Origin of the sequence: Actinophytocola sp. NPDC049390 (assembly GCF_044466355.1) — a bacterium.
Lineage (GTDB): Bacteria > Actinomycetota > Actinomycetes > Mycobacteriales > Pseudonocardiaceae > Actinophytocola.
The window spans coordinates 164081-183335 of sequence record NZ_JBITMQ010000003.1 but is presented as its reverse complement, the minus strand read 5'-3'; the positions used below and the strand labels follow the sequence as shown (position 1 = coordinate 183335).

The 19255-nt window shown below is 72.1% G+C and carries 18 protein-coding genes; 9 read left to right on the top strand and 9 right to left on the bottom strand.

Going from position 1 to position 19255, the window contains the following annotated elements:
• Window positions 1-31 precede the first annotated feature (31 nt).
• Window positions 32-1951, top strand: coding sequence for an asparagine synthase (glutamine-hydrolyzing) (gene asnB, locus ACIBVP_RS11855; protein ID WP_396106056.1), 1920 nt, complete (start codon window positions 32-34; stop codon window positions 1949-1951).
• Here asnB and ACIBVP_RS11850 read toward each other — a convergent pair.
• Both ACIBVP_RS11850 and ACIBVP_RS11845 read right to left on the bottom strand, forming a co-directional pair.
• Window positions 1948-2775 carry a hypothetical protein gene (locus ACIBVP_RS11850; RefSeq protein WP_396106055.1) on the bottom strand — a complete coding sequence of 276 codons (828 nt, stop codon included), beginning with the start codon at window positions 2773-2775 and terminating at the stop codon, window positions 1948-1950. The genes asnB and ACIBVP_RS11850 overlap by 4 nt on opposite strands.
• Window positions 2776-2816: 41 nt before the next feature.
• Window positions 2817-3749: a carbohydrate kinase family protein gene (locus ACIBVP_RS11845; RefSeq protein ID WP_396106412.1), complete on the bottom strand. Its 933-nt coding sequence runs from the start codon at window positions 3747-3749 to the stop codon at window positions 2817-2819.
• 195 nt (window positions 3750-3944) lie between these two features.
• Here ACIBVP_RS11845 and ACIBVP_RS11840 point away from each other — a divergent pair, with 195 nt between their 5' ends.
• Window positions 3945-4115: a hypothetical protein gene (locus tag ACIBVP_RS11840; protein ID WP_396106054.1), complete on the top strand. Its 171-nt coding sequence runs from the start codon at window positions 3945-3947 to the stop codon at window positions 4113-4115.
• 64 nt (window positions 4116-4179) lie between these two features.
• Here the strand turns inward: ACIBVP_RS11840 and ACIBVP_RS11835 are convergent, their stop codons facing one another.
• Both ACIBVP_RS11835 and ACIBVP_RS11830 read right to left on the bottom strand, forming a co-directional pair.
• Window positions 4180-4542 (bottom strand): HesB/IscA family protein, encoded by a 363-nt coding sequence (locus tag ACIBVP_RS11835; protein WP_378060901.1) that lies wholly within the window; start codon window positions 4540-4542, stop codon window positions 4180-4182.
• Between the two features lie 112 nt (window positions 4543-4654).
• Entirely contained in the window at window positions 4655-5764 is a 1110-nt protein-coding gene (locus tag ACIBVP_RS11830) for a glycerate kinase (RefSeq protein ID WP_396106053.1), read from the bottom strand.
• Between the two features lie 38 nt (window positions 5765-5802).
• Between ACIBVP_RS11830 and ACIBVP_RS11825 the strand changes: the two genes are divergently transcribed.
• The 3 genes from ACIBVP_RS11825 to ACIBVP_RS11815 all read left to right on the top strand — a co-directional run bounded on the left by ACIBVP_RS11825 (window position 5803) and on the right by ACIBVP_RS11815 (window position 8716).
• Entirely contained in the window at window positions 5803-6462 is a 660-nt protein-coding gene (locus ACIBVP_RS11825) for a DUF3043 domain-containing protein (protein WP_396106052.1), read from the top strand.
• Complete coding sequence (locus ACIBVP_RS11820) at window positions 6455-7240, top strand: SDR family oxidoreductase (protein WP_396106051.1); 786 nt, start codon at window positions 6455-6457, stop codon at window positions 7238-7240. The genes ACIBVP_RS11825 and ACIBVP_RS11820 overlap by 8 nt, the downstream gene beginning before the upstream one ends.
• 489 nt (window positions 7241-7729) lie before the next feature.
• Entirely contained in the window at window positions 7730-8716 is a 987-nt protein-coding gene (locus ACIBVP_RS11815; RefSeq protein WP_396106050.1) for an aldo/keto reductase family protein, read from the top strand.
• A 12-nt stretch (window positions 8717-8728) separates the two neighbouring features.
• On the opposite strand, the gene ACIBVP_RS11810 is transcribed toward ACIBVP_RS11815, so the two are convergent.
• Window positions 8729-8902 (bottom strand): hypothetical protein, encoded by a 174-nt coding sequence (locus ACIBVP_RS11810; protein WP_396106049.1) that lies wholly within the window; start codon window positions 8900-8902, stop codon window positions 8729-8731.
• Window positions 8903-8926: 24 nt separating this feature from the next.
• Between ACIBVP_RS11810 and ACIBVP_RS11805 the strand changes: the two genes are divergently transcribed.
• From ACIBVP_RS11805 to cobS, 3 genes are read left to right on the top strand one after another with little or no spacing between them, the layout of a single operon-like run.
• On the top strand, window positions 8927-9439 hold the full coding sequence (locus tag ACIBVP_RS11805; protein ID WP_396106048.1) for a bifunctional adenosylcobinamide kinase/adenosylcobinamide-phosphate guanylyltransferase: 513 nt from the start codon (window positions 8927-8929) through the stop codon (window positions 9437-9439).
• A gap of 16 nt (window positions 9440-9455) precedes the next feature.
• Window positions 9456-10526, top strand: coding sequence for a nicotinate-nucleotide--dimethylbenzimidazole phosphoribosyltransferase (cobT, locus tag ACIBVP_RS11800; RefSeq protein WP_396106047.1), 1071 nt, complete (start codon window positions 9456-9458; stop codon window positions 10524-10526).
• Window positions 10526-11227 (top strand): adenosylcobinamide-GDP ribazoletransferase, encoded by a 702-nt coding sequence (gene cobS, locus ACIBVP_RS11795; protein ID WP_396106046.1) that lies wholly within the window; start codon window positions 10526-10528, stop codon window positions 11225-11227. The genes cobT and cobS overlap by 1 nt, the downstream gene beginning before the upstream one ends.
• Before the next feature lie 142 nt (window positions 11228-11369).
• On the opposite strand, the gene ACIBVP_RS11790 is transcribed toward cobS, so the two are convergent.
• Together ACIBVP_RS11790 and ACIBVP_RS11785 are read right to left on the bottom strand one after the other, a co-directional pair.
• Window positions 11370-12467 (bottom strand): branched-chain amino acid aminotransferase, encoded by a 1098-nt coding sequence (locus ACIBVP_RS11790; protein ID WP_396106045.1) that lies wholly within the window; start codon window positions 12465-12467, stop codon window positions 11370-11372.
• A 95-nt stretch (window positions 12468-12562) separates the two neighbouring features.
• Window positions 12563-13492, bottom strand: coding sequence for a hypothetical protein (locus tag ACIBVP_RS11785; RefSeq protein WP_396106044.1), 930 nt, complete (start codon window positions 13490-13492; stop codon window positions 12563-12565).
• A 98-nt stretch (window positions 13493-13590) separates the two neighbouring features.
• Between ACIBVP_RS11785 and ACIBVP_RS11780 the strand changes: the two genes are divergently transcribed.
• The gene (locus tag ACIBVP_RS11780) at window positions 13591-15090 is read left to right on the top strand and encodes a leucyl aminopeptidase (protein ID WP_396106043.1); all 1500 of its coding nucleotides are present in this window, start codon (window positions 13591-13593) and stop codon (window positions 15088-15090) included.
• On the opposite strand, the gene ACIBVP_RS11775 is transcribed toward ACIBVP_RS11780, so the two are convergent.
• Both ACIBVP_RS11775 and ACIBVP_RS11770 read right to left on the bottom strand, forming a co-directional pair.
• Window positions 15087-17078 (bottom strand): Hsp70 family protein, encoded by a 1992-nt coding sequence (locus ACIBVP_RS11775; protein ID WP_396106042.1) that lies wholly within the window; start codon window positions 17076-17078, stop codon window positions 15087-15089. The genes ACIBVP_RS11780 and ACIBVP_RS11775 overlap by 4 nt on opposite strands.
• Entirely contained in the window at window positions 17075-19228 is a 2154-nt protein-coding gene (locus tag ACIBVP_RS11770; protein ID WP_396106041.1) for an Hsp70 family protein, read from the bottom strand. The genes ACIBVP_RS11775 and ACIBVP_RS11770 overlap by 4 nt, the downstream gene beginning before the upstream one ends.
• Window positions 19229-19255: the final 27 nt, after the last annotated feature.

The window sequence follows — 19255 nt, the reverse complement described above, 5'->3', positions numbered from 1 at the left end:
AAGCACTCGACAGGGAAGGTTGTGCCGAACCGTGTGCGGTCTGCTTGGTGTGGTGTGCCCGACGGAACAGGACGCCGTTGCCGCCAGGGACGCGGTCGCCGCGGCGATGCGGTGCCAGCGCCACCGCGGCCCGGACGAAACGGGCACCTGGACCGGCGACGAGGTGGTCTTCGGATTCAACCGGCTGTCCATCATCGACGTCGACCACTCCCACCAGCCGCTGCACTGGAGCCCGGAGGGCGTGCAGGAGCGGTACACGCTGCTGTTCAACGGTGAGATCTACAACTACCTCGAGCTGCGCGAGGAGCTGGTCGAGAAGCACGGCGCGACCATGCGCACGAACGGTGACAGCGAGGTCATCGTCGCCCTCTACCACTACCTCGGGCCCGCCGCCGTGCAGAAGCTGCGCGGCATGTTCGCGTTCGTCATCTGGGACTGGCGGCGCCGCGAGGTGTTCGGCGCCCGTGACCCGTTCGGCATCAAGCCGCTGTTCTACTCGGCGGGCCCGGGCGGGGTGGCGTTCTCGAGTGAGAAGAAGGCGCTGCTCGAGCTGGCCCCTCGGCTGCACCTGAAGCCCGAGCTGGACCGCACCGCGCTGCAGCACTACCTGACGCTGCAGTACGTCCCGGAGCCGGAGACCCTGCACACGGACGTGCGGCGCATCGAGTCCGGTCACTCGTTCACCATCTCGCCCGGCGGGCAGCTGCGCACGGACCGGTACTTCTTCCACACGTTCCGGCCGACCCCGGTGAAGGACTCCGAGCAGCTGTACGACGAGATCGCCGAGGTCTTGCGCGACTCGGTGGCCAAGCACATGCGCGCGGACGTGACGGTCGGGTCGTTCCTGTCGGGCGGCATCGACTCCACGGCCATCGCCGCGCTCGCCCGCGAGCACAACCCGAACCTGATCACGTTCACGACGGGTTTCGAGCGCGAGGGCTACTCCGAGGTGGACGTCGCGGCCGAGTCGGCGGCGGCGATCGGGGTGAAACACGTGGTCAGAACGGTCAACGCCGACGAGATGATGGAGGCGCTGCCGCTGATCGTGTGGTACCTGGACGACCCGGTGGCGGACCCGGCGCTGGTGCCGCTGTGGTTCATCGCGCGGGAGGCCCGCCGCCACGTGAAGGTGGTGCTGTCCGGCGAGGGCGCCGACGAGCTGTTCGGGGGCTACACCATCTACAAGGAGCCGATCTCGCTCGCCGCGTTCGAGAAGGTGCCGGGCGCGCTGCGCAAGGCCATGGGCAACCTGTCCACGAAGATCCCCGATGGCACGCGCGGCAAGGACCTGCTGCGCCGCGGCGCGCTGTCCCTGGAGGACCGCTACTACGGCAACGCGCGCATCTTCCGGGACGACCAGCTGCAGGCCGTGCTGAAGACGTTCGACCCGTCGATCGGCCACAAGGACGTCACGGCGGGCCCGTACGGCGAGTCGACGGCGTGGGACCCGGTGACCCGCATGCAGCACGTGGACCTGTTCACGTGGCTGCGCGGCGACATCCTCGTGAAGGCCGACAAGGTCACCATGGCCAACTCGCTGGAGCTGCGCGTCCCGTTCCTGGACGCGGAGGTCTTCAAGGTGGCGTCGAAGATCCCGTCCGAGGAGAAGATCACCAAGGAGACCACGAAGTACGCGCTGCGGCAGGCGCTGAAGCGGATCGTGCCCGAGCACGTGCTCAACCGGCGCAAGCTGGGGTTCCCGGTGCCGATCCGGCTGTGGCTGAAGGAGGAGATGTACGACTGGGCCCGCCAGATCATCCTCAAGTCGCAGACCGAGGAGGAGATCGACAAGAACGCGGTGCTGAAGCTCCTGGAGGAGCACCGCGCGGGCACGCTCGACCACAGCAGGCGGATCTGGGCGTTGCTGGTGTACATGCTGTGGCACGGGATCTTCGTGGAGCAGAACATCCGGCCGCGCATCCCGGAGCCGCACTACCCGGTGAAGCTCTAACGCCGGAACCGCCAGGTCTTGCTGTCGAACGCGACGCAGATGCTCGGTGAGAGGACCACGACCCGCAGTGTGCCGTCGCGTTCGTCGTAGTCGATGCCCTCGACCTCGAACTCGCCGGAGCACCCGCTCACCAGCGGCAGCTGGCCCAGCAGCGTGACCCGTCCGGTGACGTCCCCGCCGCCCACCGGGGCGGCCAGGTCCACCTGCAGCAACGGCTTCGTCACGCCGAACAGCGACCCCTCCGGGTCGTCCGACGAGCACAGCAGCCGGGTGGCCGACGTGAAGTCGCAGCCCTGGATGTCGCGGACCGGCCGGTCGAGCCGGACCGCCGACGCGTACGGCAGGTTCGCCGCCGGGTTCGTGTGCGCGATGCCCGGCATGGGGTGCACCAGGAGCCGGTCCATGGTCCCCCACTCGCCGGCCACCATCCAGCGGCCGTCCGGGGACACGGCGGCGAACGAGTTGTTGTTCGCCTCCCACGACTCCAGCGCGTGCTGGTACTCGGCCCACGAGCCGTCCGGCGCCTGGACGCGGAACAGCTTCGCCCCGCGGTCGTCGCGCTGGTACGGCTCCACGTAGTAACCGTGGCCCGCACCCGGGTCACCCACGTGGTTCCAGCCCCGCGTGCGCAGCGACGCCGGAATGGTGCCGACGCCCGTGTACTTCACGACCGTGCCGGGCGGCCGTTCCACCACGGCCAGCCCCTGGCTCTCGTCCAGGGGCCGCGCGACGTCGGACCCGATGGTCCGCCACGGTCCGACGTCTGCCGACGCCACACCGGCGAACAACAACAGGAACGCAGCGGTGACCGCGAGAGCACGCATAGTAATGACAAGTACCAGGCGTGCCCCGAAAGCGGTACCTGCTACGGGAGGATGGCGCCGATCTCCTCGGCCGCCTCCGGGCCGTACGCCGACCCGATCCGCTGCACGGCGAGCGCCTTGTCCAGCGTCCACTCCTGCGGGCCGACGGTCTCCAGCACCAGCACCGCGATGTAGGAACCCAGCTGCGCGGCCCGCTCCAGCGACAGGCCCTTCTCCAGCCCCGACAGCAGGCCCGCGCGGAACGCGTCACCGACGCCCGTCGGGTCGGCCTTCACGGTCTCCGGCACCGCGCTGACGTGGATGGACGTGCCGGACGGGTCGACCAGCTCCGCGCCCTTCTCGCCCAGCGTCGTGATCCGCATGCCGACCTTCGACATGACGTCCTGCTCCGACCAGCCGGTCTTCTGCCGCAGGAGCTCCCACTCGTAGTCGTTCGAGAACAGGTACTGCGCGCCCGTGACGAACTCGCGGATCTGCTCACCGGACATGCGCGCGAGCTGCTGCGACGGGTCGGCGGCGAACGCGTACCCGCGCTGGCGGCACTCCTCCGCGTGGCGCAGCATCGCGTCCGGGTCGTCCGGGCTGATCAGCACCAGGTCCAGGCCGCCGACCCGTTCCGCGACGGGACGCAGCTCGATGAGCCTGGCCTCGGCCATGGCACCGGCGTAGAACGACGCGATCTGGCACATGTCGTCGTCGGTGGTGCACACGAACCGCGCCGTGTGGGCGGTCTCGGAGACCCGCACGCCGGAGCAGTCGACACCGTGCCGCTCCAGCCACGACCGGTAGTCGCCGAAGTCCTCGCCGACGGAACCGACCAGAACGGGTGAGCTGCCGAGGACCGCCATGCCGAACGCGATGTTCGCGCCGATCCCGCCGCGGCGGACGACCAGGTCGTCGACGAGGAAGCTCAGGGAGATCCGGTGCAGCTGCTCCGCGACGAGCTGCTCGGCGAACCTGCCCGGGAAGTGCATGAGGTGGTCGGTGGCGATGCTTCCGGAGACGGCTACGGGCACGAGGGCTTCCCCTGTCTGGTGGTCGTCAGTTGGAGTGACACGGAGTCGTCAACGATAGTGCGCGACGCCGATCGAGACCCACTAGGGCACTCGCTGGAGACTACCGGTTGGTAAGGCTCGTGCGGACGAGGACTTCCGACCTAAGTTCGAGCCGTGAGCACACCTGAACCCGAGTCCTTCGCCGAACTGATCGCGGACTGCGCCGACATCCCCCACGCCCTCCGCGACGGCGGGACCACCCTCCCCGGCCAGCGGGAACCAGTGCTGTGGGAGGTGGACGAGGCGACGTTCGCCCAGGTCAGCAGCCTGGAGGAGTACGTCTGAACGACTGTGTGAACGAGAACGGGCCGCGACGTGTGCACGTCGCGGCCCGTATCACGTCACCTGCTCAGTGGAACGAGTCGCCACAAGCGCAGGAACCACCGGCGTTGGGGTTGTCGATGGTGAAGCCCTGCTTCTCGATGGTGTCGACGAAGTCGATCGTCGCGCCCTGCACATAGGGCGCGCTCATCCGGTCCACGGCCACCTTCAGGCCGTTGAAGTCCCGGAACAGGTCGCCGTCGAGCGTGCGCTCGTCGAAGAAGAGCTGGTAGCGCAGGCCGGCGCAGCCACCGGGCTGAACGGCGATGCGCAGGTGCATGTCGTCACGGCCTTCCTGGTCCAACAGGGCCTTGGCCTTGCTGGCAGCCGCGTCCGACAGGAGCACGCCGTGCGTCTCCGTCTCGGTGGTGTTCTCCTGGGCAGTCGTCATGGTTCTCCCTCGACCTTTCGGACTCCTACTACCCGGGGTCAATCGCGGTCGAACCGTGGTTTATTCCCCGTCCTCACCGTCCATGGTGACACATGCGGCTCGACCCTCGCTGTTACAGCCGCCACTGTGTGGACACGTGCTTGGCGAGCTGCGTGAGCGTGCCCGAGGGGTCGGCGAGCGACGCCTCGGCCGACCCGACGTGCTCGGCGACCGAGTAGGCCTGCTCCACCCCGGCGGACGCGGCGCGGCGGCGGCCGACGCTGACCTGGCCCGCGAGCACCACGCAGGGCACCCCGCGCTCGGACGCGGCGCCCGAGACCCTCGTCACCAACTTGCCCCGCAGCGACTGGAAGTCGAAGCTGCCCTCGCCCGTGACCACCAGCTGGGCCCGGTCGAGCGCGCCGTCGAGGCCGGTGAGCCGCCGGACCACGCCCGCGCCGGACTCGACGGTGGCGCCGAGCGCGATGAGCGCCGCACCCAGGCCGCCCGCCGCGCCCGCACCCGGTTCGTCGCGGACGTCCCGGCCCGCGACCTCGCCGAGCAGGTCGGCCCACCGGGTCAGCGACCGCTCCAGCCTGCGGACGGCCAGGTCGTCGGCGCCCTTCTGCGGGCCGAAGACACGGGCGGCGCCGTCCTTGCCGAGCAGCGGGTTCTCCACGTCGGAGGCCGCGACGAGCCGCACGCCGCGCAGGTCCACCTCGCCGACGAGCCGCGCGGTGTCGATCAGCGGGCCGCCACCGGGTGGCAGGGGCTCGCCGTCCTCGCCGACCGGGATCGCGCCGAGCGCCCGGAACATGCCGGCGCCGCCGTCGGTGCTGCCGGAGCCACCGAGCCCGACGACGATCGTGTGCACACCCGAGTCGAGGGCGTGGCTGATCAACTCGCCGACACCGACGGTGTTGGCGGCGAGCGCGTCCCGCTCTTCCTTGGGGACCAGCGTCAGGCCGCAGGCCTGCGCGCATTCGATGTAGGCCGTGCCGTCGTGTTCCAGCCACACGGCGTCGGTGGACGCGCCGAGCGGACCGGCCACGGACCGGTGCCGCAGGTGCCCGCCGAGGGCCGAGTGCAGCACGTCCACGAAGCCGGGGCCGCCGTCGGCCAGGGGGCAGAGGGTGAGCTCGTCGTCCGGCGCACTACTGCGCCACCCGGCGGCGATGGCCTCGGCGGCCTCCGGCGCGGTCAACGTCCCACCGAAGCAGTCAGGAGCGATCAGGACCCGCATGGTCAAAGCGTAGTTGCACCTCCTTTACCCTTTGGCGTGTGAGGTTCCTTCGCCGCAAAGAAGCAGACAGCGCCGACGTCGACGACGACGGCGGTGAGGTGGGGCTCGCGGAGGAGGAAGCCGCGCGGAACAAGGCCCACACGCCGGGCAAGGGCCGCCCGACTCCCAAGCGCCGTGAGGCCGAGCAGCGCAAGCGCGGCCCGGTCGCGCCGCCGCCGCGCACGACCCGCGAGGCGATCAAGCGGGCGCGCGGCAACAAGGAGGAGCGCAAGGAGCTCTCCGCCAAGCGCCGTGAGATCCGCGCCACCCAGCGCGAACGCATGATGGCGGGCGACGAGAAGTACCTGATGCCGCGCGACCGCGGCCCGGTCAAGGCGTTCATCCGCGACTCGGTCGACTCGCGCCGCAACCTGCTCGGCCTGTTCATGCCGCTCGCGATCCTGATCTTCATCGCGCTGCTGGTGCCGAACCCCGCCGTCCAGAGCTACACCACGCTCCTGTGCCTGCTGATGCTGGTCGCGATGATCATCGAGGGCGTTCTGCTCGGCGGCAGGCTGACCAGGAAGGTGCGGGCGAAGTTCCCGAAGGAGCCGGTCCGCGGGCTGTCGATCGGCTGGTACGCGTTCATCCGGGCGTCGCAACTGCGCAAGCTGCGGGTGCCGAAGCCCAGGGTGCGTCCGGGCGACCAGATTGACTGAGCTCGCTCGCGACCCGCTCCCGCTGCGCGGCCGGGTCGCGCTGGTGACGGGCGCGTCGCGGCGGGCGGGCATCGGGTACGCGACGTGCAGGCGGCTCGCCGCGTACGGGGCGAGCGTGTACGTCCACCACTACTCGCCACACGACGCGGAGCAGCCGTGGGGCGCCGACGACGTCACGGCGGTGGTCGACGGCGTACGTGCGGTGGCGTCGGCGCCGGTCGCGCACGGTTCGGTGGACCTGGCCGCGCCCGACGGCCCGGCGGCACTGGTCGACGCGGTGGTCGCGGCACTCGGCGCGCCGGACATCGTGGTGTGCAACCAGGCCCTGTCCGGTTCGGACGGTCCACTGTCCAGCCAGACGGCGGCCATGCTGGACGCGCACTGGGCGGTGAACGCGCGAGCGTCGATCCTGCTGGCGCGGGCGTTCGCGGCACTGGGCCGCCCAGGCCGCCTCGTGTTCCTGACGTCGGGTCAGAACGAGGGCCCGATGCCGAACGAGGTGGCGTACGCGGCGAGCAAGGGCGCCCTGTGGTCGGTCACGGCGACGCTCGCCGACGAACTGGCTGCCCAGGGCATCACGGTGAACACGGTCAACCCGGGCCCGGTGGACACGGGCTACGCCTCCGACGAGACCCGAGCGGCGGTGGCAACCCGCTTCCCGGGCGGCCGGTGGGCCGAACCAGACGACCCGGCCCGCCTGATCACCTGGCTGACCACAGACGAAGCAAGCTGGATAACAGGCCAGGTCCTGAACACAGAAGGCGGCTTCCGCCGCTAACCCCACAACCAAGCACAAACCCCGCGAGTCACGCCCCCAGACACCGCGAGTCACGCCCTGGCACACACCGAGTTGTCAATTTCGTGCACATCCCCGCAGCCCAACATCCGCACGAAACCGCAACTCGCTACGTCCGGGAACGCGACTCGCGGTGTACTCGCCCACGACACGCAAGGTCTGCTACGCGAGTCACGCCCCCAGACACCGCGAGTCGCGCTCTGGCGCACACCGAGTTGTCGGGTTCGTGCACATCCCCACGGACCAAGATCTGCACGAAACCGCAACTCGGCACGTCCGGGAACGCGACTCGCGGTGTTCCGGCGCGCGACTCGCGGAGTCCGGACCGCGAGTCGCGCTCTGGCACACACCGAGTTGTCGGGTTCGTGCACATCCCCACGGACCAAGATCTGCACGAAAACCGCAACTCGGCACGTCCGGGAACGCGACTCGCGGGGTGGGCTGGAGTTGGTCCAGGGATAGGTTGGGGGTATGGAGTTTCGTCGTCTTGGCCGTAGTGGCCTCAGTGTCAGTGAGATCTCGTACGGGAACTGGATCACGCACGGGTCCCAGGTCGAGGAGGAGCAGGCGGTCGCCTGTGTGAAGGCCGCGCTCGACGCGGGAGTGAGTACTTTCGACACTGCGGACGTGTACGCCAACACGCGCGCCGAGGCCGTGCTGGGGCGGGCGCTGGCCGGGCAGCGGCGGGAGAGCCTGGAGATCTTCACGAAGGTGTACTGGCCGACCGGCCCCGGCGGCCCCAACGACAAGGGGCTCGGCCGCAAGCACATCCTCGAGTCGGCGAACGCGTCGCTCAGGCGTCTCCAGACCGACTACGTCGACCTCTACCAGGCGCACCGCTTCGACAAGTCCGTGCCGCTCGAGGAGACGATGCTCGCGTTCGCCGACCTGGTGCGGCAGGGCAAGGTGCTCTACGTCGGGGTGTCCGAGTGGAACGCCGAGCAGATCGCGGCCGGTGCCGAGCTGGCGCGTGAGCTGAAGGTGCCGTTCATCTCCAACCAGCCCCAGTACTCGATGCTGTGGCGCGTCATCGAGGCCGAGGTCGTCCCCGCCAGCGAGGAAGCCGGGCTGAGCCAGATCGTGTGGTCGCCGATCGCGCAGGGCGTGCTCACCGGCAAGTACAAGCCGGGTCAGCCGCCGCCCGCGGGCTCCCGCGCCACCGACGAGAAGAGCGGCGCGAACTTCATCTCCCGCTTCCTGCAGAACGACGAGCTGCTGCGCAAGGTCCAGGACCTCCAGCCGATCGCCGACGAGGTCGGGTTGTCCATGGCGCAGCTGGCGGTCGCGTGGGTGCTGCAGAACCAGAACGTGGCCTCGGCGATCATCGGCGCCACCCGGCCCGAGCAGGTGCACGAGAACGTCAAGGCCGCGGGTGTGAAGCTCGACGCCGACGTCCTGAAGAAGATCGACGAGGCGCTCGACGGCGTCGTCGTGCGGGACGCCTCGCTCACGGGCTGAGGTCGGTCGGCGTCAGTCAGCGGGGTGCAGGCTCATCGGCCCGTACACGACCTCGTCGCCGTCCAGCAGCGTGACCTCGTCGACGCCCGCGTCGAGGAGGTGACGCCAGTTGGCGGACAGCCACTCCTCGGCGGCGGTCTGGTCGGTGAAGGTCGGCGAACCGTCGTGGTCCCAGCGGTAGGTCACGGCCGCACAAGATAGCGTGCGGCCGTGACGACCCTGGTGCTCGGCGGCGCCCGGTCCGGCAAGTCCGCGCACGCCGAGGGACTCCTGCCCGCCGACGAGGCCACCTACGTGGCGACGGCCCGCGTCGACCCCACCGACGCCGAGTGGCGGGCCCGCATCGCGGCCCACGTCGCCCGCCGCCCGCCGGGCTGGCGCACGGTCGAACCGCCGGATCTGCCCGCGTTCCTCACGTCCGCGCACGGTCCCGTGCTGGTCGACGACGTCGCGACCTGGCTGACCGGCGTCATGGACGACCACCACGCCTGGGACGGCGACCTCGACGGCGTGCACCGCGAGTGCGACCGGCTGGTGGCCGCGGTCGCCTCGTCCTCCGCCACGCTGGTGCTGGTGTCGTCCGAGGTCGGCCTGGGCGTGGTGCCGTCGACCCGTTCTGGCAGGCTCTTCCGTGATCAGCTCGGCACGCTCAACGCGGGCCTTGCGGAAGTGTGCGCAGAGGTGCTGCTGCTCGTGGCCGGTCTCCCGCTGCGCCTGCGCTGACTGGAGGGTTCTTCCCATGGAGTTCGACGTCGTCAGCCCACCCGACGAGTCCGTGCGGCAGGCGGCAGAAGAACGGCACGCCCAGCTCACGAAGCCGCTGGGGTCGCTGGGTCGGCTGGAGGAGCTGGGGACGTGGCTCGCCGCGTGCCAGGGGCAGTGCCCACCGAAGCCGCTGTCGCGCCCCAGGGTGGTCGTGTTCGCCGGCGACCACGGCGTCGCGGCGAAGGGCGTGTCCGCGTACCCGAGCGAGGTCACCGCGCAGATGGTGGCGAACTTCCAGGCGGGTGGCGCGGCGATCAACGTGCTGGCGGAGGTCGCCGGCGCGACCGTGCGGGTGGTCGACATGTCGGTCGCGACCGACACCACGGCGGACGGGAAGAAGGTGCGCCGCTCCTCCGGCGCGATCGACGTCGAGGACGCGCTGACCGAGGACGAGGTCGAGGCCGCGCTGGCGGCGGGCAGGGCGATCGCGGACGAGGAGGTCGACTCGGGCGCCGACCTGCTGGTCGCGGGCGACATGGGCATCGGGAACACGACCCCGGCCGCGGTGCTGGTGGCGGCGCTGACCGGGGCCGAGCCGGTCGCGGTGGTCGGCCGGGGAACGGGCATCGACGACCAGACGTGGATGCGCAAGACCGCCGCCATCCGCGACGCGCTGCGCCGTGCGAAGCCGGTGACGGCCGACCCGGTGGCGCTGCTGCGGACGGTCGCGGGCGCGGACATCACCGCGATGGCGGCGTTCCTCGCCCAGGCCGCGGTACGGCGGACCCCGGTGGTGCTGGACGGGGTGGTGTCGAGCGCGGCGGCGTTGCTGGCGGAGGAGCTGGCGCCGGGTGCGCGTGCGTGGTGGGTGGCCGGGCACCGGTCGACCGAGCCCGCGCACACGCTGGTGCTGGAGCAGCTGGACATGAAGCCGCTGCTGGAGATGGACATGCGGCTCGGTGAGGGTTCGGGCGCCGCGGCGGCGATCCCCCTGGTCACGATGGCCGTCCGAGTGCTGACGGACATGGCGACGTTCGCGGACGCGGGCGTGAGCGGCCCGGCAGAGGACGCCGAGGCGCCCGAAGAAGAGCCAGCCGACAGCTGATGCTCGCCGGGCTCCGGCTGGCCTTCTCCTGGCTGACCGTCCTCCCCGTGCACGTGCCGCACGTCGACCGGGACGTCGCGCGGTGGGCGATCACGTTCGCGCCGGTCGTCGGCCTGGTTCTGGGCGGCGCCGCGGCGGGCCTGCTGGTGCTGCTCGACAAGGGCTTGCTCGGCGGCGTCCTGGTGGTGGCGTTCCTTGCGCTGGCGACGCGCGGCATGCACCTCGACGGGCTCGCCGACACCGCCGACGGGCTGGGCTCGTACAAGGGCCCGGAGAAGGCACTCGACATCATGCGCGACGGTCCGGTCGGGCCGTTCGGGGTGGTCGCGATCGTGCTGGTGCTGGGCGCTCAGGCCGCGGCGATCCACGACTGGCAGGCGCTGGTACTCGCCGTCGCGACGGGACGGGTGGCGTTCACGATCTGCTGCCACCGGGCGGTGCCCGCCGCCCGGCCGGAGGGCCTGGGCGCGCTGGTGGCGGGGAGCCAGCCGACGCTGGTCCCGGTCGGGTGGGTGGTCGCACTGGCGGCGGGGTCGGTCACGCAGGGATGGCGGGGCCCGGTGGCGATCGCGGTCGCCACGGGGCTGGTCGTGCTTCTGGTCCACCACGCGAGGAGGCGGTTCGGCGGCGTCACCGGCGACGTGCTCGGCGCGGCGAGCGAACTGGCGACAACCGCCGTACTGGTCACCCTAGCGCCCTGACCTGCGAAAACGTCGCCCCCCAGTACGTGACCAACCCCCACCCCATCCCGGGGGCCACCCGCCATGCCAGCCTACCGGTGTCCACCGACAGAGGGACCGAAGTCGATCTTGCCTGTGGACAACCGGTGTGGCTGTGGACAACTCAGCTGAGCTTGGTCATCCAGCCGTGCGGGTCGGGGGCCGTGCCGCGCTGGAGGGCGGTCAGCGTCTCGCGCAGGCGCATCGACACCGGGCCCGGCTCGCCGCCGTTGATGGTGAAGCCGCCGTCGGCGTGCTTGACCGAGCCGACCGGGGTGATGACGGCGGCCGTGCCGCACGCGAAGACCTCGGTCAGTTCACCGGACTCGACCTTCTTCTCCCACTCCTCGGTCGAGATGCGGCGCTCCTCGACCTGGTAGCCCAGCTCCGACGCCATCGCCAGCAGCGAGTCGCGGGTGATGCCCGCCAGGAGCGATCCGGTCAGTTCCGGGGTCACCACGCGGGCGGACGGACCCGAGCCGAAGACGAAGAACAGGTTCATCCCGCCCATCTCCTCGACCCAGCGGCGCTCGACGGCGTCGAGCCACACCACCTGGTCGCAGCCCTGCTCGGCGGCCTGCGCCTGCGCGACCAGCGACGCGGCGTAGTTGCCCGCGAACTTGGCGGCGCCCGTACCACCGGGAGCGGCACGCACGTACTCGGTGGACAGCCACACGCTCACCGGCCTGACGCCGCTCGCGAAGTACGAGCCGGCGGGCGAGGCGATCAGCACGTACAGGTACTCGGACGCGGGTCGCACGCCCAGCCCCACCTCGGTGGAGATCATGAACGGCCGCAGGTAGAGGGACTCCTCGTCGGCCGACGGCACCCAGTGCCCGTCGACCGCGACCAGTTCGCGCAGCGAGCCGAGGAACAGCTCGTCGGGCAGCTCGGGCATGGCGAGGCGGCGGGCTGAGCGGCGGAACCGGTCGGCGTTGGCCTCGGGGCGGAACGACTGGATGGACCCGTCGGCGTGCCGGTACGCCTTGAGACCCTCGAAGATCGCCTGGCCGTAGTGCAGCACCATGGCCGCGGGGTCCAGCTCGATCGGGCGGTACGGTTCGACCGTCGCCCCGTGCCAACCGTCGGTGCGGTTCCAGCGCGCGGTCACCATGTGGTCGGTGAAATGCGCTCCGAAACCCGGGTTGGCCAATACCGCCGCGATCCGCTCCGGGGTCGCCGGCGCCGGATGGGGAGTCCTGGTGAATGACTGCTGTGTCATGGAAAGCACCGTAACTCTCGACGGGCCGCTGGGAGAATCGCCTGAGCGGGGCTTGCGGAGCGAACATCGCGGCGGACGGACTGTTGGACGTCCTACTATGCCCGATCCATACGACCGGCGACCACGCGGATCACGGCCTCACCCAGCAGCAGTACGGCCGCTCCGACCAGGGCATGTTCCGGTTCGAGCACCAGCGAGCCCAGCGCGGCGACCCCGGCCGCGAGCACGACCGCGGCCACCGGTGAACGACGCCCCGGCGCGAAGTCACGCACGTCGGTCAGGCAGGCACGGAGCGCGAACGCGCACGCCACGGTGACGCCGGCGGCGAGCAGCCCGTCGATCGACGCCGCGTCGGCGGCCGTGAGCACGTCCCGCAGCGGCGCGGGTGACAGCGCGAGCCGCTCACCGCCGAGCTGGCGCAGCGCCCCGACCGCGACCGCGGCGCTGACGGCCAGCACCACCACGACCACCGCCGGTCGCGCCCGCCGGGTGGTCCGCCCGCCGACGAAGCACAGATAGAGCAGTGCCGCCGACGGCAGCAGGCCGAGGGGCTCGTCCGCGCCCGGGGCGTCCGGCGCCGGGGCGACGGGTGGCGCGATCGGCACGATCGTGAAGCACGACACGGCCACCACCACGAGCACACCCACCACGACCACGGCGGCGATCCGGTCGACCACGGGCGGCAACGGCGGCGCGAGCAGCACCACGGCAGCGACCGCGACGACCAGCACGACCGCACCGACCTGTAACCGTTCCGGCATCACGTACACACCGAAGGTGGCGGCGACCGCCACGGCCGCGGCAATCCTTCCCAGTATTCCCAGTGATGACGCGACGGGACCGGGCGTCGTGTCCGGTATGGACAGTGCCAACAGGACCGCGGCGGCCGAGGCGAGCACCAGCCCGGCCACCAGCCACCACCCGGCGAGCGCGGAAGCTGGTGCCAGGCCGAGGAAAAGTCCCGCGCCGAAGGCGGGTGCGACACCGCGCGCGAGCCCGTCCACCAGGGGTAGCCGATCGGTCACGTGACCACCGTGTCAGACGTGCCCAGCGCCACCTGACGGTGGGCAGGTGTGAAACATGTCGTTAGCATGCGTCAGCAACCGAGCGACAGGAGCTTTCGTTGACCGCGCCCAAGCTGTCTCTGACCACCACCACGGCTGACGAGGCCACCGCCGACGCGGTGATCATCGGCACCGTGCAGGACGGCAACGGATCGGGCGTCGCGCTGGCGCCGGGGAGCGAGCGGGTCGACGCCGCGTTCGGCGGCACCCTCGCCGAGGTCCTGCGCACCGTCGGTGCCACCGGCGCGCAGGACGAGGTCGTGAAGATCCCGAGCATGGGCAAGGTCAAGGCCGGGCTCGTGGTCGCGGCCGGGCTCGGCAGGTCCACTGGCGACGGACCGACCGCGGAGCAGGTGCGCCGCGCGTCCGGCGCCGCGGCCCGCGCGCTCGCCGGCACCGCCCGCGCGGTCACCACGTTGTCCACTGTGGACCTGCAGGCCGCGGTCGAGGGCATCGTGCTGGGCGCTTACCGGTTCACCGAGTACCGCTCGGACACGGGGGAACGGCCGGTCGAACGGGTCGACGTCGTCGCCCCCGCCGAGGGCGCCGCGAAGGACCACCGGGCCACGCTCAAGGCAGCGACGGCGATCGCCGAGGCCGTGTGCACCGCCCGCGACCTGGTGAACACCCCACCCAACGACCTGTTCCCCGCGTCGTTCGCCGAGCGGGCCGCCGCGCTCGGCAAGGCCGCCGGGGTGGAGGTCGAGATCCTCGACGAGAAGGCGCTCCGCAAGGGTGGCTTCGGCGGCGTGCTGGGCGTCGGCATGGGCTCTTCCCGCCCGCCGCGCGTGGTGCGGATGTCCTGGAAGGGCCCGAAGGCACGCAAGAAGGTCGCGCTCGTCGGCAAGGGCATCACGTTCGACACCGGCGGCATCTCGATCAAGCCCGCCGCGAACATGGACGAGATGACCTCCGACATGTCCGGTGCGGCCGCGATCGTCGCCACCATGGTGCTCGCCGCGAAGCTCAAGTACCCGCTCGAGCTGACCGCGACCGTGCCGATGGCCGAGAACATGCCCTCGGGTGCCGCGTACCGGCCGGGTGACGTGCTCACCATGTACGGCGGCAAGACCGTCGAGGTGCTCAACACCGACGCCGAGGGCAGGCTCATCCTCGCGGACGCGATCGTCCGCGCCTGCGAGGACGGCCCGGACTACCTGGTCGAGGCGGCCACGCTGACCGGCGCGCAGATCGTGTCACTCGGCCGCCGCACCGCCGGGATCATGGGCTCGGACGAGTTCCGCGACCGCGTGGCCGCCATCGCGCAGGCAACCGGCGAGGGCGGCTGGCCGATGCCGCTGCCCGAGGAGCTGCGCGCCGACCTGGACTCACGGCTCGCCGACCTCGCGAACGTCGCCGGGCACCGGTGGGGCGGCATGCTGGTCGCGGGCCTGTTCCTGCGCGAGTTCGTCGCCGAGGGCGTGCCGTGGGCGCACCTGGACGTCGCGGGCCCGGCCTTCAACAACGGCGGCCCGTGGGGCTACACCCCGAAGGGTGGCACCGGCCAGCCGGTGCGCACGCTGGCCGCCGTGCTCGCGGACATCGCCGAGAACGGCTAGTCACGCCACGTCGGCCAGCGGGTCATGTCCGGGCCGCGGCCGACGAACGTGACCCCGACGACCGGTGTGTCGGCGGCGACCTCGAACACGCGGCAGCCGTACACCGGCGTGTCCGGCACCAGCGGGCCGGGCAGCACGGGGCACCCGCGCAGCACTTCTATGCGCCCGGACAGGAACGCGCCGCGGTCGTCCCGTAGCGCGACGGTGAGGTGCCGTTGCCCGGTCGCGGTGATCGCCACGCGCACGACCACCAACCGGTGCCCGGGTGCGGGCGCCTGCCTGTTCAGGTAGCCGGACGGGGTGCTGACCAGGTCGACCCTGGCACGCAGCCCGTCAACGGTCACCGCGTCCCCGCCGAGCCTGCCGACCGTGCGCATGGGTGCCGACCGGTCGCGGGCGGCGGGCACGTCGACCGCGAACCGCAGCGGCGCCTGTGCCTCCGGCGACCGCACGCCGAACAGGACGGCGGTGACCGGTGTCGCCTCGGGCACGGCGACGACCCCGCACAGGTCGACCTCCGACTCGGCGGGAAGCCGGTTCGGGGGCGGCACGCCGGGCGTGCAGGCCACCTGCCCGGCGCCGTAGGGCTGTCGCAACCACTGGCCCCGGTCGTCGAGGACGGCGACGCTCTCCAGCGGGTCGTCCGCGAAGTCGGGTCCCTCGACGTTCGCGACGTGGAGGCGCAGCACGAGCCAGCGGAACCCGTCCGGCGCCTCGCCGTAGGGCTGCAGCGCGGTCACGGCCGTCTCGACCCCGGTGAACGTGACCATGAACGTGGTGCCGCCGGGATAGCGGTACTCGACGGCCTCGCCGAGCGCACCGGACGTGAACGTGGCGATCTCCGCGTTGACCACCTCGTTCCCGGCCACGGCGGGCGGGATCGACACCTCGGGCAGCGGTGGCGGCAGGGCGACGGCGACAGGACGGCCGTCCATGACCTTCTTGCCGCCCGCGACGACGGCCACGGCCGCGACCAGCAGGAGCAGAAGCGCCACCGCGAGCGGTTTGCGTGCCGGAGCGCGCCGGACGCGCGGCGGCGCGGCCGGGGCAGGCGGCGAGACCGGCGGCGGGACCGGTGGTGCGGGCGGGGTGGCGGGTTCCGGTGGCGCGGCGAGCGGGTCCTCCAGCACGACGGGCCGGGACAGCAGCTGCGCGCCACGCGCCACGGCCGTCTCCGGTTCCGGGTCCGTGGTGACCGGCAGCCCGGTCACCTCAGCGAGACGGCGGGCCAGCAGCGGCATCCGGCTCGACCCGCCCACGAGCAGCACGCGCGTCGCGCCCGCCCGCGCACCGACCTTCGCCGCCAGCCGGGCGAGCCGGTCCACGTGCCCCGCCACCAGACGTTCGAACTCGGCGCGGTCCAGGCGCACGGCCCGGTGGTCCGGGAGCACGATCTCCGTCGTCTCGTGGCGGGACAGCAGTTCCTTGCCCGTCCGCGCGGACGGGAGCAGCACGCCGTCGTCGGCCGGGCCACGCAGAGACGGCCGTACCCGTTCGACGATCAGCCGGTCGACGTCGTTGCCGCCGAAGGGAAGCGTCGCCGTCGCGGCCACCGACCGCCCGTGCACCGCGGCGACGTCCCACGTGCCGCCGCCCGCGTCCACGACCAGCGCGGTCTCGACGCCGTGCAGGGCCGCTACGGCCACCGGCTCGGGCAGGGCCCGTGCCCACGTGCCCGCGGCCGACACGAGCACCGCCACCCGCTCCGGCGGCCAGTCCGCGGGATGGGTCACCACCACGTCGCCGAGCACGCCGCCCTGGTCGCGTGCCGCCGACAGGACACGCGCGAACAACGTCCGCACGTCGTCCGGGTCGAGCCGCGCCTTCAGGTCCCGCACCGCCCGGCCGCCCGCGAGTGCCAGCGCGTCCGCACCGACCACACCCTGGTGCACCACGGACGGCAGCCACGGCGCGCCGTCCACGGTCACCAGGCGCCCGTCGAGCATGGCGACCGTGTTGACGGTCCCGAGGTCGATCACCAACGTCATCGCAACCCCCAGGAGAACGGGCTCGCGTCGTCACCCGACCACGCCACCGAACCGAGCGGCATGCGGGCGGGCACCACGAACACGACGCACAGTGTGAACCGGCCCGCCGCCGTCTCCGCCGCGCACCCCTGCCGGGCGGACACCGTCCGCGCCGCCACCGGCTGCTCGCGGTCGTCCCGCAGCACCAGCCGCGCGGCGAGCGCGGGCACGGACACCGAACTCGTCGCCGCCACCACCGCGCGCACGACCACGGCCCGCGATCCCGGCCGGTCGACGACCGCGAGATCGGCGTAGGCACCGGCCCAGGTCACGACGTCGACGACCGCCGCGCGCACCGGCACCCCGCCGCTGGCGAACGGCCGCTGTGTGCCGGGCGCCAGCGCCGGCGCGGCAGGGCCGCTGATGACGGGCTCCGCGCCCCGCACCGGCACGGTCACGCCCACCTGCCGTCCGCCGGACACCTTGCTGATCACGACCGCACGCACGGGCGTTCGCGCCGCCACCACGAACGCGAGGCACTGCCGCGCCTCGTCCCCCGCGGACAGCCGCCGCGGTCGTTCGGTGGGGCACGACGCGGGCATGGCCACGTCGCCGGCCGGCGGGATCAGCAGCCCGCGGTCGTTCATGAGGAACGTGTCCTCGAGGTAGTAGGGCGCGGCGACGTCGTCCCGCGCGCGGATCGACGCGTCCACGACCACCCACCGCACGCTCGAGGACGGTGCGACCGCGCCGACGGCCACCATGTCGTCGGTGGCCGGGTCACGCAGCTCGCGCACGGTCCAGTCCACGTCGGTGACCCCGTCGAACATCCGCACCGGCACGCCGAGCCGCCCGGTCACCAGCCCGTCGGTCGCCACGCCCGCGGTGACCAGCGGCGCCCCGTGCACCGCCGCGGGCAGCGCGAACCGCTCCGTCGTGGCGACGGCATCCCCGCCGACCGGCTCGGCGGGCCGCAGCAGCGAGTACGCGATCCCGGCGACCGCCAGCGCGACCACGAGCACCAGCCCGACGAGCCCCGGCGGCCGGTGCGCGGCGACCTGCGCGTGGCGTGGCACCGCGACCCGTGACCCGCTGTGTGACACGGCGACCGCGCACGCCCCCAGCGCCACCACCGACTCCGGCTGGTCGTCCAGCTGGATCGGCACCGGCACGACCTCGGCCAGCAACCGCCGCAGCAACGGGATCCGCGTGGACCCGCCGACCAGCTGCAACGCCGTCAGCTCGGATGCCTCGACCCCGGCGTGGAGGATGGCCCGCAGCGTGAACGCGGTGATCCGGTCGAGGTCGCGGTACAGCACCCGCTCCAGGTCGGCCCTGGTCAGCGTGGCGGCGGGCAGACCGCCGGGCAGCCGCACGTCGACGCGGTCGTGCCGGGACAGCAACTCCTTGGCACGCCGCATTTCCTGCCGGAACGCCACCCGTTCCCGCAGCCGCACGAGCTCCGGCGTGGCCGCGTCGGCCAGCCGGTCCGCGAGCCCCGGCACGGTCGCCCGCAGGTGGTCCGCGAGCCGCTGGTCGAAGTCGTCGCCGCCGAGGTCCGGGATGGTCGCGCGGCCGACCACGACGATGCCCGTCCGCTCGCGCCGCACCACGGACACGTCGACGCTCCCGCCGCCGACGTCCAGCACGCCGACCGCGGCACCCAGCGGCAACCGGTCCGCGCCGTCGACCCCGACCTCGCCCCGTGTCGCGAACCAGACACCCGCGCCGACCGGTTCGGCGATCGTGCTGATCCGTGCCGCCACACCGGACGCGGCCGACAGCAACCCGCCGAGCCGTTCGGTGCTCCAGCTCGCGGGGTGCGTGAGCACTAGGTGGTCGACGGGTGCGCCCGCGACCGCCGCGGCCGCGCGGACGGCCTTCGCCAGCACCGCGCGCACGACGGTCGTGACCGGCACGACGGTGTCACCGAGCAGGACCTCGCGTTTCGCCAGCCGCGCCTTCGCACCGGTCTCCAGCCGCGACGGGTCCGCGACGCCCATCCGCACCGCGTCCGTGCCGACGACGAGCGCGTCGTCCCGGGACAGGAACACGGCGGACGACAGCCACGGCTCGCCGTCCACGGTGACCACGCGGGGCACGAAGCCCGGCACGTGGACGACGGTGACGGTGTGCGAACTGCCGAAGTCGACAACAGCAGTGACGCTCACGCCAAGTCCTCACCGACGACGAAGGAT

Bases quoted from the DNA above. Each gene is read 5' to 3' on its own strand.
- ACIBVP_RS11775 (WP_396106042.1), bottom strand. From the start codon at position 17,078: ATGACGTTGGTGATCGACCTCGGGACCGTCAACACGGTCGCCATGCTC.
- ACIBVP_RS11815 (WP_396106050.1), top strand. From the start codon at position 7,730: ATGGAGTTTCGTCGTCTTGGCCGTAGTGGCCTCAGTGTCAGTGAGATC.
- ACIBVP_RS11850 (WP_396106055.1), bottom strand. From the start codon at position 2,775: ATGCGTGCTCTCGCGGTCACCGCTGCGTTCCTGTTGTTGTTCGCCGGT.
- ACIBVP_RS11845 (WP_396106412.1), bottom strand. From the start codon at position 3,749: ATGCACTTCCCGGGCAGGTTCGCCGAGCAGCTCGTCGCGGAGCAGCTG.
- cobT (WP_396106047.1), top strand. From the start codon at position 9,456: ATGGAGTTCGACGTCGTCAGCCCACCCGACGAGTCCGTGCGGCAGGCG.
- ACIBVP_RS11835 (WP_378060901.1), bottom strand. From the start codon at position 4,542: ATGACGACTGCCCAGGAGAACACCACCGAGACGGAGACGCACGGCGTG.
- cobS (WP_396106046.1), top strand. From the start codon at position 10,526: ATGCTCGCCGGGCTCCGGCTGGCCTTCTCCTGGCTGACCGTCCTCCCC.
- ACIBVP_RS11790 (WP_396106045.1), bottom strand. From the start codon at position 12,467: ATGACACAGCAGTCATTCACCAGGACTCCCCATCCGGCGCCGGCGACC.
- ACIBVP_RS11830 (WP_396106053.1), bottom strand. From the start codon at position 5,764: ATGCGGGTCCTGATCGCTCCTGACTGCTTCGGTGGGACGTTGACCGCG.